At 71.4% G+C, this 15,608-nt stretch carries 14 protein-coding genes; 6 read left to right on the top strand and 8 right to left on the bottom strand.

The window, feature by feature from the left end; all coding sequences use genetic code 11:
- The first annotated feature begins 62 nt into the window (after positions 1-62).
- From IG62_RS0125420 to IG62_RS0125410, 3 genes are all read left to right on the top strand, one after another.
- On the top strand, positions 63-611 hold the full coding sequence (locus IG62_RS0125420; protein ID WP_051798552.1) for a hypothetical protein: 549 nt from the start codon (positions 63-65) through the stop codon (positions 609-611).
- A 43-nt stretch (positions 612-654) separates the two neighbouring features.
- Positions 655-1,605: a thioredoxin domain-containing protein gene (locus IG62_RS0125415; RefSeq protein WP_030807704.1), complete on the top strand. Its 951-nt coding sequence runs from the start codon at positions 655-657 to the stop codon at positions 1,603-1,605.
- A gap of 91 nt (positions 1,606-1,696) precedes the next feature.
- Complete coding sequence (locus IG62_RS0125410; RefSeq protein WP_030807701.1) at positions 1,697-3,340, top strand: alkaline phosphatase D family protein; 1,644 nt, start codon at positions 1,697-1,699, stop codon at positions 3,338-3,340.
- 45 nt (positions 3,341-3,385) lie between these two features.
- On the opposite strand, the gene IG62_RS0125405 is transcribed toward IG62_RS0125410, so the two are convergent.
- Positions 3,386-3,991, bottom strand: a complete 606-nt coding sequence (locus IG62_RS0125405) for a dienelactone hydrolase family protein (RefSeq protein ID WP_030807698.1) — start codon at positions 3,989-3,991, stop codon at positions 3,386-3,388.
- 110 nt (positions 3,992-4,101) lie between these two features.
- On the opposite strand from IG62_RS0125405, the gene IG62_RS0125400 reads away from it, so the two are divergent.
- Positions 4,102-5,172 carry a mechanosensitive ion channel domain-containing protein gene (locus IG62_RS0125400; protein WP_051798562.1) on the top strand — a complete coding sequence of 357 codons (1,071 nt, stop codon included), beginning with the start codon at positions 4,102-4,104 and terminating at the stop codon, positions 5,170-5,172.
- Positions 5,173-5,202: 30 nt separating this feature from the next.
- Here IG62_RS0125400 and IG62_RS0125395 read toward each other — a convergent pair whose 3' ends face one another.
- The 4 genes from IG62_RS0125395 to IG62_RS42245 all read right to left on the bottom strand — a co-directional run bounded on the left by IG62_RS0125395 (position 5,203) and on the right by IG62_RS42245 (position 9,148).
- On the bottom strand, positions 5,203-6,795 hold the full coding sequence (locus IG62_RS0125395) for a Na+/H+ antiporter (protein WP_030807693.1): 1,593 nt from the start codon (positions 6,793-6,795) through the stop codon (positions 5,203-5,205).
- A 130-nt stretch (positions 6,796-6,925) separates the two neighbouring features.
- Complete coding sequence (locus tag IG62_RS0125390) at positions 6,926-7,867, bottom strand: RluA family pseudouridine synthase (protein WP_030807691.1); 942 nt, start codon at positions 7,865-7,867, stop codon at positions 6,926-6,928.
- A 73-nt stretch (positions 7,868-7,940) separates the two neighbouring features.
- Positions 7,941-8,543: a signal peptidase II gene (gene lspA, locus IG62_RS0125385; RefSeq protein ID WP_030807689.1), complete on the bottom strand. Its 603-nt coding sequence runs from the start codon at positions 8,541-8,543 to the stop codon at positions 7,941-7,943.
- A 128-nt stretch (positions 8,544-8,671) separates the two neighbouring features.
- The gene (locus tag IG62_RS42245) at positions 8,672-9,148 is read right to left on the bottom strand and encodes a TraR/DksA family transcriptional regulator (RefSeq protein ID WP_420711104.1); all 477 of its coding nucleotides are present in this window, start codon (positions 9,146-9,148) and stop codon (positions 8,672-8,674) included.
- Between the two features lie 7 nt (positions 9,149-9,155).
- Between IG62_RS42245 and IG62_RS50235 the strand changes: the two genes are divergently transcribed.
- Together IG62_RS50235 and ileS are read left to right on the top strand one after the other, a co-directional pair.
- Positions 9,156-9,410 (top strand): hypothetical protein, encoded by a 255-nt coding sequence (locus IG62_RS50235; RefSeq protein WP_420711103.1) that lies wholly within the window; start codon positions 9,156-9,158, stop codon positions 9,408-9,410.
- A 602-nt stretch (positions 9,411-10,012) separates the two neighbouring features.
- Entirely contained in the window at positions 10,013-13,156 is a 3,144-nt protein-coding gene (gene ileS / locus IG62_RS0125370) for an isoleucine--tRNA ligase (RefSeq protein ID WP_030807685.1), read from the top strand.
- A gap of 233 nt (positions 13,157-13,389) precedes the next feature.
- On the opposite strand, the gene IG62_RS0125365 is transcribed toward ileS, so the two are convergent.
- The 3 genes from IG62_RS0125365 to sepF form a co-directional block, all read right to left on the bottom strand.
- Positions 13,390-14,496 (bottom strand): DivIVA domain-containing protein, encoded by a 1,107-nt coding sequence (locus tag IG62_RS0125365; protein ID WP_030807681.1) that lies wholly within the window; start codon positions 14,494-14,496, stop codon positions 13,390-13,392.
- A 49-nt stretch (positions 14,497-14,545) separates the two neighbouring features.
- The gene (locus IG62_RS0125360) at positions 14,546-14,839 is read right to left on the bottom strand and encodes a YggT family protein (RefSeq protein WP_030415214.1); all 294 of its coding nucleotides are present in this window, start codon (positions 14,837-14,839) and stop codon (positions 14,546-14,548) included.
- 66 nt (positions 14,840-14,905) lie between these two features.
- Positions 14,906-15,526 carry a cell division protein SepF gene (gene sepF, locus IG62_RS0125355; protein ID WP_030415215.1) on the bottom strand — a complete coding sequence of 207 codons (621 nt, stop codon included), beginning with the start codon at positions 15,524-15,526 and terminating at the stop codon, positions 14,906-14,908.
- Positions 15,527-15,608 lie beyond the last annotated feature (82 nt).

Below are 15,608 nucleotides of genomic sequence, written 5' to 3'. Positions count from 1 at the left end.
CACGCCGGCCGATGCCAAATCTTGACCCGGCCGGATGCCGTGAACATGGCAGACTCCCGACCGTGCAGGCGACGGGAGTGCGCCCGGGCGCCCGGCCTGCGGGCGCACCGGCGGTTCAGCTCAGGGTGGTGCGGGCGGCGCTGTTCACCGCCCTGTGCACCACGCTGTCCGCGGCCTCCCATGTGCTGCTCTCGCACGCCCCGTTGCCGCCCGCCGCGGTCGCCGCGATCTGCGCCGGGGTCTTCGCCGCGGCCTGTCCGCCGACCGGCCGGAAGCGCGGCTACCGGGCCGTGGCCGGGCTGCTGGTGCCGCTGGAGCCGGCCGCCGTCTTCACCGCCGGGCAGCACACCTGTTACGGGCCGGCCGGCGGGGTCGGTCTGCTCGCCGCCGGCTGGCTGCACCGCGGGGACGCCGCCCTGGACGCGCTGCTGCGCGCCGCGGCGGCCGCCACCTTCCGCCCGCTGCTGACCGCGGCCGCGGTGGCCGCGGCGGCACTGCTCCCGCCCCGCCGCCGGGTCCGTCCGCTGCACCCACTGCCGCCGGCCCGTCCGCTCCCTCTCCTCGTGCACTGCGTCCGGCGCCGCGGCCCGCCCCGCCCGGCCGCCGTCTGACCTTCCGTACGCACCACCACACCACCTTCGAGGGGACCCCCACATGAGCAACCGCAACAGCCAGGGCAACAAGCAGGCGGCCCGCGAGCGCATCCGCGCCGAGCGCGAGCGGCAGAAGAAGAAGGAGCGGCTGCGCCGGCAGCTCGTCGTGGCCGGCGCCGTGGTCGGCGTGCTCGCCGTGGCCGGCGGGATCGGCTTCGCCGTCGTCAAGGCCAACGAGCCGACCGGCTGGGAGGCCGCCAAGGAGGCCCGGCAGGTCGCCCCGGCGCACACCCAGGGCAAGGACCACACCGAGATCCTGATCGGCGACCCGAAGGCCAAGGAGACCATGGAGGTCTTCGAGGACGTCCGCTGTCCGGCGTGCGCGGCCTTCGAGCAGAGCAGCGGCTCGGCGCTCCTGAAGGACCTCCACGACGGCCGCTACAAGGTCCGCTTCACGATGTACACGTTCATCGACGGGATGCAGGGCGGCGAGGGGTCCAAGAACGCGCTGAGTGCCCTGGGCGCGGCGCTCAACGTCAGCCCCGAGGCGTTCTTGAAGTACAAGTCCGCGCTGTACTCGGGGAAGTACCACCCGGACGAGCGCGAGGACCTCTACGCCAAGGACTCCGAGCTGCTCAAGGTCGCGGCCGACGTGCCGGAGCTGAAGAACAACAAGGCGTTCGAGACGGCGGTCAAGAAGGGCACCTACGACCGCTGGGCGATGGACATGACCGCGCTGTTCGGCCGCAAGGGCGTCAAGGGCACGCCGACGTTCATGCACGGCGACAAGAAGCTGGTGATGCCCCAGATCCCGCAGGATCCGCGGATGACGCAGGCGCAGTACAACCGGCTGGCGAAGGCCGCCTTCGAGAAGATGATCGACAAGGAGTTCGGCCCGGCGAAGGGCGCGGGCGCCGGGGCGGACGCCGGCAAGAACTCCGGCGGGGATTCCGGCAAGAGCGGTGGAAAGGGTATTCGCGAGGGCGAAAAGGACCCCACCGGCTCCCACTGAGCGGACGTCCGGCAACGGGAGGGCGAATTCCGGGTAATTCCCCTGCACCGCCCTCCCGTTGACCGTCTACCGGCCAGTAGGGTGAGCGGCCGTGACCGATCACGACCAGATCTCGCGCCGCACCGCCGTCACGGCCGTCGCCGCCACCGCCGCCCTCCTGCCGCTCGCCGGTGCCACCGCCGCCCACGCCCAACAGGGCCCGGGCCAGGGCTCGTTCTTCCAGCACGGGGTCGCTTCGGGGGACCCGCTGCCGGACGGCGTACTGCTGTGGACCCGGGTCACCCCGGACCCGTCGGCCACGCCGGGCTCCGGCCGCGGCCCGGCCACGGAGGTGGCCTGGGAGGTGTCCGCCGACAAGGGCTTCGGCACCACCGTCGCCCGGGGGAAGGTGACCACCTCGGCGGCCCACGACCACACCGTCAAGGCGGACGTCCGCGGCCTGCGGCCGGCCACCACCTACTACTACCGCTTCACCGCGGGCGGGCAGCACTCCCCCGTCGGCCGCACCCGCACCGCCCCCGCGCACGACGCCGCGCCGGGCAACGTCCGCTTCGGCGTGGTCTCCTGCGCCAACTGGGAATCCGGGTACTTCTCGCCCTACCGCCACCTGGCGGCCCGCACCGAGCTGGACGCGGTGCTGCACCTCGGCGACTACCTCTACGAGTACAAGTCCGGCGAGTACCCGGACTTCAAGTACGTCGTGCGTCCGCACTCCCCCGCCCACGAACTGCTCACCCTCGCCGACTACCGGATCCGGCACGGCGTCCACAAGACCGACCCGGACGCGCTGGCGATGCACGCCACCCACCCGGTCATCGCCATCTGGGACGACCACGAGTTCGCCGACAACGCCTGGAAGGGCGGTGCGGTCAACCACCAGCCGGACACCGAGGGTTCCTGGTCCGCCCGGATGGCCGCGGCGAAGCAGGCGTACTTCGAGTGGATGCCGGTGCGGCCGTCCGTCGCCGGGACCACCTACCGCCGGCTGCGCTTCGGCAACCTCGCCGATCTTCACCTGCTGGACCTGCGGTCGTTCCGCGACCAGCAGGCGGCACCGGGCAGCGGCGCGGTCGACGACCCGGGCCGGACGATCACCGGGCGGGCCCAGCTGGACTGGCTCAAGGCCGGTCTCGAACGCTCCGACACCGCCTGGCGGCTGGTCGGCACCTCGGTGATGATCTCCCAGGTCGCCTTCGGCTCCATACCGGCGCGTCTGCTCGGCCCGCTCGCCGAGATCCTCGGGATACCCAAGGAGGGCCTGGCGATCAACACCGACCAGTGGGACGGCTACACCGACGACCGGCGCGAACTGCTCAGCCACCTCAGCGACCGCGGGATCGACAACACCGTCTTCCTGACCGGCGACATCCACATGGCCTGGGCCAACGACGTCCCGCTGAAGGCGGCGACCTACCCCGCCACCCCGCCGGTGGCGACGGAGTTCGTGGTCACCTCCGTCACCTCCGACAACGTCGACGACTTCCTGCACGTCGCCCCGCACACCGTCTCGCTGGCCGGGGTCGCCGCCATCCGGGCCGCCAACCGGCACGTGAAGTGGCTGGACATGGACTCGCACGGCTACGGGGTCCTGGACGTCCAGGCCGAGCGCACGCAGATGGACTACTACGGCATCTCCGACAAGACCGACCCGAACGCGACCAGCAGCCTGCTGCGCTCCTACCGCACCCGGAGCGGCACCCAGCAGATCGAGCGGGCGGACCGGCCGGCGGGCTAGGACCGGGGCGGCGGGCCAAGGGGTGACTCCCCTGGCCCGAAGTCCTCAGATTTCCGCCAGGAACCCCAGCGCCACCTTCCAGGCGCTCTCCGCCGCCTCCGCGTCGTAGTCCGGCAGGTCGGGGTCGGTGAAGAGGTGGCCGGCGCCGGCGTAGCGGAAGACCTCCACGTCCGCGCCGGCCCGGCGCATCTGCAGGTACCAGGCGGTCAGCCAGTCGTGCGGCTCGAACGGATCGGGGTCGGCGACGTGCAGCTGCACCGGCAGCTCGTCGACGACCGCGCCCTCGGCGATGTCCGAGGTGCCGTGCATCAGCAGCAGCCCGCGGGCCTTCTCGTCGCCCAGCGCGAGGTTCTGGGCGACCGCGCCGCCGAAGGAGAAGCCGGCGTAGACCAGCCCGCGCTCGGAGTACGGGGCGACGGCCGTGATGGCGCGCTTGAGCAGCTCCTCCTTGCCGATCTCGTCCTTGATCAGGATGCCGTCCGGCACGGAGTCGGCGGTCCGCCCGTCGAACAGGTCGGGGACGATCACCTCGTGTCCCGCGGCGCGCAGCCGGGCCGCGGCCGAGTGGACCGCGGGGCGCAGCCCGCACACCGAGTGGAACAGCACAATCGTCAAAACCCCGCTGGTCGCGGGCTCGCTGGAGGCCGGCACTGCATCACTTCCCTTGATCGGATCGCTCTCCTTCCATCCTGCCAGTTACGGTCGGCAGGACCGGGTACCCGCACAGACAGCGCATCCCAGCCGAGGAGGAATCCGTGTCCGTGGAGGACGTGCTGCGCCCCATCGCCGTCCTGGGCGGCTCCGTCGTCATCACGCTCGTCCTGGTCTGGCTCGCCGACCGGGCGCTGCGCCGGGTGGACGCCGCGCACCCCGAGACCCCCCTGTGGGGGCTGCTGCGGCGCTGCCGGATACCGCTGCAGGTGGCGCTGTGCGCGGCCATGCTGCGCGGCGCGTACGACGAGACCGGGCTGAAGGCCGTCGAGAATCACGAGGCGGGGATCGGCCAGACGCTCAGCCTGGTGCTGATCGCGGCCACCGCCTGGCTGGCCATCCGTGCCGCGGCGGCGATAGTGGAGTCGTCGTACTCCCGCTACGCGGCGAGCGCCCGGGACGTGGCGCGGGTGCGGCGGGTGCGCACCCAGGTGACGCTGATCCAGCGGGTGGTGACGGCGGTGGTGACCGTCGTCGCGGCCGCCTCGATGCTGCTGACGTTCCCGGAGATGCGGACGGTCGGCACGTCCATGCTGGCCTCGGCCGGGCTGCTGGGCATCGTCGCCGGTATCGCCGCCCAGTCCACCCTCGGCAACCTCTTCGCGGGGCTGCAGATCGCCTTCGGCGACATGGTGCGGATCGGCGACACGGTCGTGGTGGACGGCGAATGGGGCACCGTCGAGGAGATCACCCTGACCTTCCTGACCGTGCGGACCTGGGACGAGCGGCGGATCACCATGCCGGTGTCGTACTTCACCGGCAAGCCGTTCGAGAACTGGTCGCGCGGCGGCGCCCAGATGACCGGCACGGTCTTCTTCCACCTCGACCACAGCGCGCCGGTGGAGAAGATGCGGCAGCACCTGCTGGAGGTCCTCCAGGAGTGCGCGGACTGGGACGGCCGGGCCTGGAGCCTGGTGGTCACCGACACCACGCCGACCACGATCCTGGTGCGGGCGCTGGTCACCGCCCGGGACGCGGACGCGATCTGGTCCGTGCGCTGCGAGGTCCGCGAGCGGATGCTCGAATGGCTGCGGACCGAGCACGCCTACGCGCTGCCGCGGATCAGCACGGCACCGGCGGAGCTGGACGGGCCGCAGGACGCGGGCCGCACGCGCGACTGACCCCGGAGCCCCCGTGGGCCCGCGGACGTCTCAGGGGGCGCCGCGCAGACTGCGCATGTCCAGATGGCGCAGCACCCGGTCGACGATCTCCGGGTCGGCGCCCGGCTCGCTGCGCGCGGCCAGCACCTCGTGGCGGGCCGCCGAGAGCATCTCGCCCTGGATGCGCTGCACCTTCTTCAGCCGGCTGATCCGCTTCTCGAAGAGCTCGCGCCGCTCGTCGTCGACGATGTCCGGCGCGATCCGGGCGCCGATGTCGAAGGCCCGGCGGGAGAGCTGGTCGCTGACCTCGTCGGGCAGCTCCTCGACCTCCATGATCTCCTTCAGCCGCCGCTTGGACGCCTTGATCACCCGGACCGCCAGCTCCCGCTCCAGGGCGTCCACGGCGTCGGTGTCGGCCCGCACCCGCAGCCTGCGCACGAGCCAGGGCAGCGTCAGGCCCTGGACGAGGAGGGTGGCGAGGACCACCGCGAACGCGATGAAGAGGATGTCGTTCCGGGCCGGGAACGGCCCGCCGTCCACGCCGAACGGGATGGCCAGCGCCAGCGCCACCGAGGCCACGCCGCGCATCCCCGACCACCACATGATGAGCGTCTCGCGCCAGCTCATCGGGATGTCCTCGTCGTAGTCGCGGCGCTTGTGCATCCGCTTGGCCAGCCAGGCGGCGGGCAGCAGCCACAGCAGGCGGACGCCGACGACGACCGCCACGACCACGGCGCCGGCGCCGATCAGCTGGCCCCAGCGGTGCGCGGCGGCCCCGAAGATGTTGTGCAGCTCCAGGCCGATCAGCCCGAAGGCCACACCGGTGACGAGGGTGTCGACGACCTCCCAGAAGGTGTATCCGGCGAGCCGGCCCATCACGTCGTCGGGGTCGACCGCGTACTCGGCGAGGAAGAGCGCGCAGGTCAGCACCGCCAGCACCCCGGAGCCGCGGAACTCCTCGGCGAGCACGTACGCCACGAACGGCACCAGCAGCGTCAGCCCGATCTGCAGCGTGGGGTCGCCGAGCAGGCCCATCAGCTTGTTGGTCACCCAGCCGATCGCCAGACCGACCGCTATGGCCACGACGGCGGACAGGACGAGGGAGCCGAGCGCGCCGGGCACCGAGAAGGTGCCGCTGACCGCCGCGGCGAGCGCGACGTGGTAGAGCACGATCGCGGTGACGTCGTTGAAGAGCCCCTCGCCCTCCAGGATGGAGACCATCCGGCGGGGCAGCCCGAGTTTGCCGGCGACCGCGGTCGCGGCCACCGGGTCGGGCGGGGCGACCAGCGCGCCGAGCACCACCGCGGCGGCCACCGGCATCCCGGGCACCACCGCCTGGGCGACCGCGGCCACCGCGGCCGTGGTGGCGAAGACCAACGCGACGGCGAGCAGGAAGATCGGCCGGAGGTTGGCGGTGAACTGCCGCCAGGACGTGCGCTGCACGGCCGCGTAGAGCAGCGGCGGCAGCACCACGGGCAGGATGAACTCGGGCGGTACCTCGACGTTGGGGACGAACGGCAGCAGCGCCAGGACGGCCCCGGCGAGGGTCATCAGCACCGGTGACGGCAGCCCCAGCCGGTCGCCGACCGGAACCATCACCACGGCTCCGAGCAGAAGGACGAACAGCAGAGCCAGCTGGTCCACGGTGGCTACGCTCCGAAGCGGTCGGATTCGATCACTTTCCGCCCAAGGGTGCCATGCCCGCCGTGGTTGACCGCCGTGCCGGCCCGCGCGGCGCCGCGTTCCGCCGGCCGCGCGCCGGCCCGCGGCTCCGTCAGCTGCTCTCGTCCCGCACGGTGTCCAGGGCGTGCTGGAGATCGTCCGGGTAGGCGGAGGCGAACTCGACCCAGCTGCCGTCGGAGGGGTGCTCGAAGCCGAGGCGGACCGCGTGCAGCCACTGCCGGCCGACGCCCAGCCGCTTGGCGAGGGTGGGGTCCGCGCCGTAGGTGAGGTCGCCGACGCAGGGGTGGCGGTGGGCGGCCATGTGCACCCGGATCTGGTGGGTGCGGCCGGTCTCCAGCTTGATGTCGAGCAGGCTGGCCGCGCGGAACGCCTCGATCAGGTCGTAGTGCGTGACCGACGGCTTGCCCTCGGCGGTGACCGCCCACTTGTAGTCGTGCTGCGGATGCCGGCCGATGGGGGCGTCGATGGTGCCGCTCATCGGGTCCGGGTGGCCCTGGACCAGGGCGTGGTAGCGCTTGTCGGGGACGCGCTCCTTGAACTGCCGCTTGAGGGAGGTGTACGCCCGCTCGGACTTGGCCACCACCATCAGGCCGGAGGTGCCGACGTCGAGGCGGTGCACGATGCCCTGGCGCTCGGCGGCGCCGGAGGTGGAGATGCGGTAGCCGGCCGCGGCCAGTCCGCCGATGACGGTGGTGCCGGTCCAGCCGGGGCTGGGGTGCGCGGCCACGCCGACCGGCTTGACGATCACGACGATGTCGTCGTCGTCGTGCACGATCTCCATGCCCTCGACGGGCTCGGCGACGATCTCCACGGGCGCCGCGGCCTGCGGCATCTCGACTTCCAGCCAGGCACCGCCACGCACCCGCTCGGACTTCATCACCTCGGACCCGTCGACCCGGACCTTTCCGGCGGCGGCCAGCTCGGCCGCCTTCGTACGGGAGAAGCCGAACATCCGGGCCAGCGCGGCGTCGACGCGCTCGCCCTCCAGGCCGTCCGGTACGGGCAGGGTGCGGATCTCGGGAATGGTGCTCACCCCACGAGTATGGCAGTTGCCCCATGGTGTCCTGCCCGGCGGCCGGGGGCCCGGGCACCGACCCCTGGTGAGGTCAGTCCTTGTGGAGCGTTCCGTCGGGGTCCAGCCCCCGGAACGAGAGGATCACGATCAGGATGCCGCCGCAGACGATGGCGGAGTCGGCGAGGTTGAAGACGGCGAAGTGCGCGGGGGCGATGAAGTCGACCACGGCGCCCTCGAAGACGCCCGGCGAACGGAAGATCCGGTCGGTGAGGTTGCCGAAGGCGCCGCCGAGCAGCAGCCCGAGGGCGATGGCCCAGGGCAGGCTGTAGAGCTTGCGGGCGACCCGGGCGATGACCAGGATCACGGCCGCCGCGATGATCGTCAGGAAGATGGTCAGCGCCTCGCCGATGCTGAAGGCGGCGCCGCGGTTGCGGATCACGCTGAACTGCAGCAGCGTGCCGATCACCTGGATCGGCTCGTGGTTCTCCAGCTTGGCCACGACCAGCAGCTTGCTTCCCAGGTCGAGCAGGTAGACCACGCACGCGACCAGCAGCAGCGCGGCGATCCGCCGCTTGCCGCGGCCGGCGCCCCGCTCCGCCTCCGCCGGTGCTTCCGCTGCGGCCCCCGCCGTGGGATCCGCTCCGGTACCCGGCTCGGGTTCCGGCGTGCCGGTGATGCGTTCCGCCTCTGCCACGTGTGAGTCCCTCAGCCCGTCGTGTCCGCGGCCAGGCCGTGCCTGGCTGAACCACGAGAGTACGGCACACACGTACGGGCGCGGGCGGTCCGGGGGCCGCCCGCGACGACCGGTCCGAGAGCGCCGGCTCAGCGGCGCTCCTGCTTCTGCTTGCACTCCACGCACAGCGTCGCCCGGGGGAATGCCTGCATCCGCGCCTTGCCGATGGGGTTGCCGCAGTTCTCGCACAGCCCGTAGGTGCCCGCGTCCAGCCGGCCGAGGGCCCGCTCGGTCTGGTGGAGCATCTCGCGGGCGTTGGAGGCGAGCGCGAGCTCGTGTTCGCGGGTGATGTTCTTGCTGCCGGTGTCTGCCTCGTCGTCACCGGCGCCGTCGCCGGAGTCGCGCATCAGCCCGGCGATGGCGTCCTCGGCGGAGGTGATCTCCAGCCGCAGCCGCCCGACCTCCTCCATCAGTTCCGACCGGGCCTCGGCGACCTCGGCGGCCGTCCAGGGGTCCTCGCCGGGCCGGACCGCGAGCTCGCCCGGCGCCGCGGCCGTCCGGGCCACCGGCACCGCGGAGTCGTTGCCGTGCTCCCCGGCCGTCGCGGCCGCCGTCTTCTTCGCCACCACCGTCTTGGCTCCCGTCTTCTTCGCGGGAACCGCGGCCTTCGTGGCCGGAGCCCGCTTCGCGGTCTTCGCGGCCGCCGTCGTCCTGGCCGTGGTCTTCGTGGCCGTCGTCTTCCGGGCGGCCGCCTTCTTCGGAGCGGCCTTCTTCGGAGTGCTGTTCTTCGGTGCGGGCTGCTTCGCGACGGCCTCGCCGGCAGGCGTCGTGCTCTTCTCCGCGGCGGTCTTCTTCGCCACCATGGCCGCGACCCCTTCACATATGTGACTTTTATTCGCGAATCGTGACGGGAACGATAAATCGCCACAGAGCATGCGGCAACGGGACGCACCGCCCCATCGGGTCCTGCCACCCGGCCCGGAAGTCCGGTCTGCCTCGGTTGTGCCCCGCTGCCCGCCCCGTAATCCGCTTGGCCGCCCGGCACCCGGCCGCTGGCCATTCGGGTCACGCCCCGGTCGCACGCCCCCATCACGCGCCGCCGCCGGCACTCCGTACGGAACCCCGCGCACGCCCCCGTGCGCCCCCGCCGGAATTCCGGTCGGCCGCTGTCGGTGGCGCCCCGTACACTGGGCCCAGCGAGAGGCAGTGATGGGACGAGTAGCGCCGTACGCAGCCAGCAGCGACCCGGGGACGGTGGAAGCCCGGGGGCGTGCGCGGCGTGAAGATCACCCCGGAGCCGCCGGAAGAAAGCGCTGGACAGTGGGCTTGGCCCACGGGCCTCGGGCCACCCAGGGCGAGTAGAACCGGCAGCGCGACCCCAATGAGGGGGCGGTGCGGCACGCACCGCCAAGGAGGGTGGTACCGCGGGAGCCAGCGCTCTCGTCCCTCCGGACGGAGAAGCAGCAGATGTCCGCCGGAGGAAGCCCCCGATGAGTGAGCAGCCCTTGTACCGCCAGGTACCCGCCCAGGTAGACCTGCCCGCCCTCGAGCATGCCGTGCTCGATTTCTGGCAGGAGCAGAAGGTCTTCGCCCGCACCCTCCAGCAGTCCGAGGGCCGGCCCGAGTGGGTCTTCTACGAGGGCCCCCCGACAGCCAACGGCATGCCCGGCGCGCACCACATCGAGGCCCGCGTCTTCAAGGACGTCTTCCCCCGGTTCCGCACGATGCAGGGCTACCACGTCGACCGCAAGGCCGGCTGGGACTGCCACGGCCTCCCGGTCGAGCTGGCCGTGGAGAAGGAGCTGGGCTTCAACGGCAAGAAGGACATCGAGGCGTACGGCATCGCCGAGTTCAACGCCAAGTGCCGCGAATCGGTGACCCGGCACACCGACGCCTTCGCCGAGCTCACCACGCGGATGGGCTACTGGACCGACCTCGACAACCCGTACCGCACCATGGACCCCGACTACATCGAGTCGGTGTGGTGGTCGCTGAAGCAGATCTTCACCAAGGGCCTGCTGGTCCAGGACCACCGCGTCGCCCCGTGGTGCCCGCGCTGCGGCACCGGCCTGTCGGACCACGAGCTGGCGCAGGGCTACGAAACCGTCGTCGACCCCTCGGTCTACGTCCGCCTCCCGCTGACCTCCGGCCCGCTGGCCGGCGAGGCGTCCCTCCTGGTCTGGACGACGACCCCCTGGACCCTGGTCTCCAACACGGCCGCCGCCGCACACCCGGACGTCACCTACATCGTCGCCACCGACGGCACGGAGAAGCTGGTCGTCGCCGAGCAGCTGCTGGAGAAGGCGCTGGGCGAGGGCTGGGAGGCCACCGGCCGGTCCTTCACCGGCCGCGAGATGGAGCGCTGGTCCTACGAGCGCCCGTTCTCCCTGGTCGAGCTGGAGGGCGCCAACTTCGTCGTCAACGCCGAGTACGTCACCACCGACGACGGCACGGGTCTGGTCCACCAGGCCCCGGCCTTCGGTGAGGACGACCTCAGGACCTGCAAGGCGTACGGCCTCCCGGTCGTCAACCCGGTCCGCCCCGACGGCACCTTCGAGGGCGAACTCCCGCTGATCGGCGGCCAGTTCTTCAAGAAGGCCGACGGCACGCTGGTGGCCGACCTGGACGCCCGTGGCCTGCTCTTCAAGCACATCGCCTACGAGCACAGCTACCCGCACTGCTGGCGCTGCCACACCGCGCTGCTCTACTACGCCCAGCCGTCGTGGTACATCCGCACCACCGCGATCAAGGACGCCCTGCTCCGGGAGAACGAGAACACCAGCTGGTTCCCCGAGTCGGTCAAGCACGGCCGGTTCGGCGACTGGCTGAGCAACAACATCGACTGGGCGCTGTCCCGCAACCGCTACTGGGGCACCCCGCTGCCCATCTGGCGCTGCGAGGACGACCACCTCACCTGCGTCGGCTCGCTCGCCGAGCTGACCGAGCTGACCGGCACCGACCAGTCGGGCCTGGACCCGCACCGCCCGTTCATCGACGCGATCACCTTCGGCTGCCCCGAGGAGGGCTGCGCCCACACCGCGGTCCGCGTCCCGGAGGTCATCGACGCCTGGTACGACTCCGGCTCGATGCCGTTCGCGCAGTGGGGCTACCCGTACCGCAACAAGGAGCTCTTCGAGAAGCGCTACCCGGCGCAGTTCATCTCGGAGGCCATCGACCAGACCCGCGGCTGGTTCTACACACTGATGGCCGTCGGCACCCTGGTCTTCGACAAGTCGTCGTACGAGAACGTGGTCTGCCTCGGCCACATCCTCGCCGAGGACGGCCGGAAGATGTCCAAGCACCTGGGCAACATCCTCCAGCCGATCCCGCTCATGGACCAGCACGGCGCGGACGCGGTCCGCTGGTTCATGGCGGCCGGCGGTTCGCCGTGGGCCGCCCGCCGGGTGGGCCACAACACCATCCAGGAAGTCGTCCGCAAGACCCTGCTGACGTACTGGAACACCGTCGCCTTCCAGGCGCTGTACGCCCGGACGTCCCAGTGGGCGCCGTCCGCGTCCGACCCGGCCCCGGCCGAGCGGCCGCTGCTGGACCGCTGGCTGCTCGGTGAACTCCACACCCTCGTCGAGCAGGTCACCGAGTCCCTGGAGTCCTTCGACACCCAGCGCGCCGGCAAGCTGCTGTCCACCTTCGTCGACGACCTGTCCAACTGGTACGTCCGCCGCTCGCGCCGCCGCTTCTGGCAGGGCGACGCGGCCGCGCTGCGCACCCTCCACGAGGTCATCGAGACGGTCACCCGCCTGATGGCGCCGCTCACCCCGTTCATCACCGAGCGGGTCTGGCAGGACCTCGTCGCCCCGGTCACCCCGGACGCCCCGGACTCCGTCCACCTCTCCAGCTGGCCGGTCGCCGAGCAGTCGCTGATCGACCCGGCGCTCTCCGCCCAGATGGCGCTGGTCCGCCGGCTGGTCGAGCTGGGCCGGGCGACCCGCGCCGAGTCCGGTGTGAAGACCCGCCAGCCGCTGTCCCGCGCGCTGGTCGCGGCCCACGGCTTCGCCGGGCTGCCGGAGGACCTGCGCGCCCAGATCGCCGAGGAGCTCAACGTGAGCTCGCTGGCGTCCCTCTCGGAAGTGGGCGGCTCGCTCGTCGACACCACCGCGAAGGCCAACTTCCGCGCGCTGGGCAAGCGGTTCGGCAAGGGCGTCCAGGCGGTGGCCAAGGCCATCGCCGGGGCCGACGCCGCGGCGCTCTCGCTCGCGCTCCGGGAGGGCACGGCGAGCGTCGAGGTCGACGGCGAGACCGTCTCCCTCGCCCCGGACGAGGTCATCATCACCGAAACCCCCCGCGAGGGCTGGTCGGTGGCCTCCGACGCGGGCGCCACGGTCGCCCTGGACCTGGAGATCACCCCCGAGCTGCGCCGGGCCGGTCTGGCCCGGGACGCGATCCGGCTGATCCAGGAGGCGCGGAAGAACAGCGGTCTGGACGTCGCGGACCGGATCGCGCTGCGCTGGGCGTCGTCCGACGAGGAGGTCCGTACGGCCCTGGCCGAGCACGCCGGCCTGATCGCCGAGGAGGTCCTCGCCACGGACTTCGCCCCCGGCGAGCCGGACGACGGTTACGGCCCGGCCTTCACCGACGAGGCACTGGCACTGACGTTCCACCTCCGTAAGGCGTAATCCGCGAGGCCCGACCTCGCCTCGAATGCCCCGGTGTGCGCCACACCGGGGCATTCGTCATTTCCGTACGGATGTGGGTAGTTGGGACCGGTTTGTCGATACGGAGACCGGTCGCCACCGACCGGCCGGGGGCGTGCCCCGACAGGTCCGGCCCACCGCACAAAAGGGCCGGGCCCCGAGGGAAGTCCCTCGGGGCCCGGCCCTGATTGCCGACGTTACGCCTCAGGCGGGCGTCAGTTGTCGTCCTCGTCGATGAGGAAGCCCCTCATCGGCGACGGGGTCTGCTGCATCGGCGACGGGCCCTGCGGCCGCACCGGAGCCATCGGCTGGGTCATCGCCGGCGACATCTGCTGCTGACCGCCGTAGGACGGACCGCCGCTGGAGCCGTTGCCCATCGAGTGGTTGCCGCCCATGGACTGGCCGCCACCCATGGTGTGGTTGCCGCCCATCGTGCCGGCACCGGCCGACGCCATCGACGGGGACGGCGGCAGCGAGGCGGCCGCCGGGGTCCGCGGCGGGGCGAGCGAGTCGTCCGCCTGGTTCTCCAGCTGACGCAGCTGGCTCTCCAGGTAGGACTTCAGTCGCGTGCGGTACTCGCGCTCGAAGCCGCGCAGGTCCTCGACCTTGCGCTCCAGCGTCGCGCGGGCCGACTCCAGCGAGCCCATCGCCACGCGGTGCTTCTCCTGCGCGTCCCGCTCCAGCGCGTCGGCCTTGGCGCGGGCGTCCCGCTCCAGGCCCTCGGCGCGGCTGCGCGCCTCGCCGACGATCTTGTTGGCCTCGGAACGGGCCTCCGCGATCGCCTGGTCGGCGGTCTGCTGCGCCAGCGACAGCACGCGCGCGGCGCTGTCACCACCGGGACCGCCCTGCGGGCCGCCCTGCTGGAGCTGCTGCGGACCACCGGGGCCGCCCATCGGGCCACCCATCGGACCGCCGGGGCCCATCGGGCCGGGACCGTGCGGGCCCTGCGGGCCGTGGCCACCGGGACCAGGAGGCAGCTGCGGTGCACCACCGGGCAGTTGGGGCGGGCCACCCATCCCCTGCTGCTGCGGCGGGACCGGCTGCGGACCGGATATGGCGGCGGGCACAGGAGCCCCCGGACGCTGCTGCTGCTCCTGCTGCTGGTCCGGTCCCTTGCGCAGCCCCTGCTGCTGCTGGTTCTGCGCGGCGGCGCGCGTAGCGGCGGCCAGCTTGGCGCGCAGGTCCTCGTTCTCCCGCAGGAGCCGGGTCAGTTCGGCTTCGACCTCATCGAGGAAGGCATCGACCTCGTCCTCGTCATAGCCTTCTCGGAGGCGGACGGTCGTGAACTGCTTGTTCCGCACGTCCTCGGGGGTCAACGGCATCTCTACTTCACCTCAACGTAGTCGTCGGCAATCGGCAAGACCGTATCGTTCACACCAACAACACCGACCTCACGACGGTGATCAGGATGTAGACGATGATCATCAATACGAAGAAGGACAGGTCGAGCGCCACGCCCCCGAGACGCAGCGGCGGGATTACCCGCCGCAGAAGCTTGAGTGGCGGATCAGTGACAGTGTAGGCGGCCTCCAGAATGACCACCATCGCCTTGCCGGGTTGCCATGAACGGGCGAACTGGAAGACATAGTCCATCACCAGCCGGAAGATCAACACGATCAGGAAGCAGTACAGCGCGATATAGATCACCTGACCAGCGACACTCATCTCGCGCGTCCCTCTCCCCTTGCTTCTGTGTCGGCCCTACGGCCTCGGTGTGCCCGGTGTTGCGTCTCAGCTCTGGTTGAAGAACCCGCCCTCTGCGATGCGGGCCTTGTCCTCCGCCGTGACATCGACGTTAGCAGGCGACAACAGGAACACCTTCTGCGTCACCCGCTCGATGCTGCCGTGAAGACCAAACACCAAACCGGCCGCAAAGTCGACAAGTCGCTTCGCATCGGTGTCATCCATCTCCGTCAGATTCATGATCACCGGAGTGCCCTCGCGGAAGTGTTCCCCGATGGTACGGGCTTCGTTGTAGGTCCGGGGGTGCAGCGTGGTGATGCGGTAGGGCTCCCGCTCGGACACAACCTTGGGCATGATCACCGGTGCGTTCTTCTCCAGATTCGGACGGTCGGGTGTGATGGATGACACGGGGGCGATTCGCGCGGGTCGTCCGTTTTCCGGGGCGAGCGGGGCGGGTTCGCGTTGCGCCGGGGGCGTCACGGCACGGACGGGTTCGTCCCGTTCCGGGCGTGTTTCGGCCTGCACTTGGTGCTGTTGCCGCCGTCCCCGGTCGGGTTCCGGGTCGAGCTCGGGCTCGAACTCGTCGTCGGGGTCGAACCCCCGGCCGTCGTACCCATCGTCCTCCACGAGGCCGAGGTAGACCGCCATCTTGCGCATCGCGCCGGCCATTCTCTGCGTCCTCCGCTCTGTGGTGGATCGGCTCCGTCACCAGGGCCTTGGATCCACGCGGCCTCCCCGCTTTCTGCGGAAA

The sequence above is a fragment of the Streptomyces sp. NRRL S-337 genome (assembly GCF_000720175.1).
Lineage (GTDB): Bacteria > Actinomycetota > Actinomycetes > Streptomycetales > Streptomycetaceae > Streptomyces > Streptomyces siderophoricus.
This window is presented reverse-complemented; position numbering and strand designations above follow the sequence as displayed.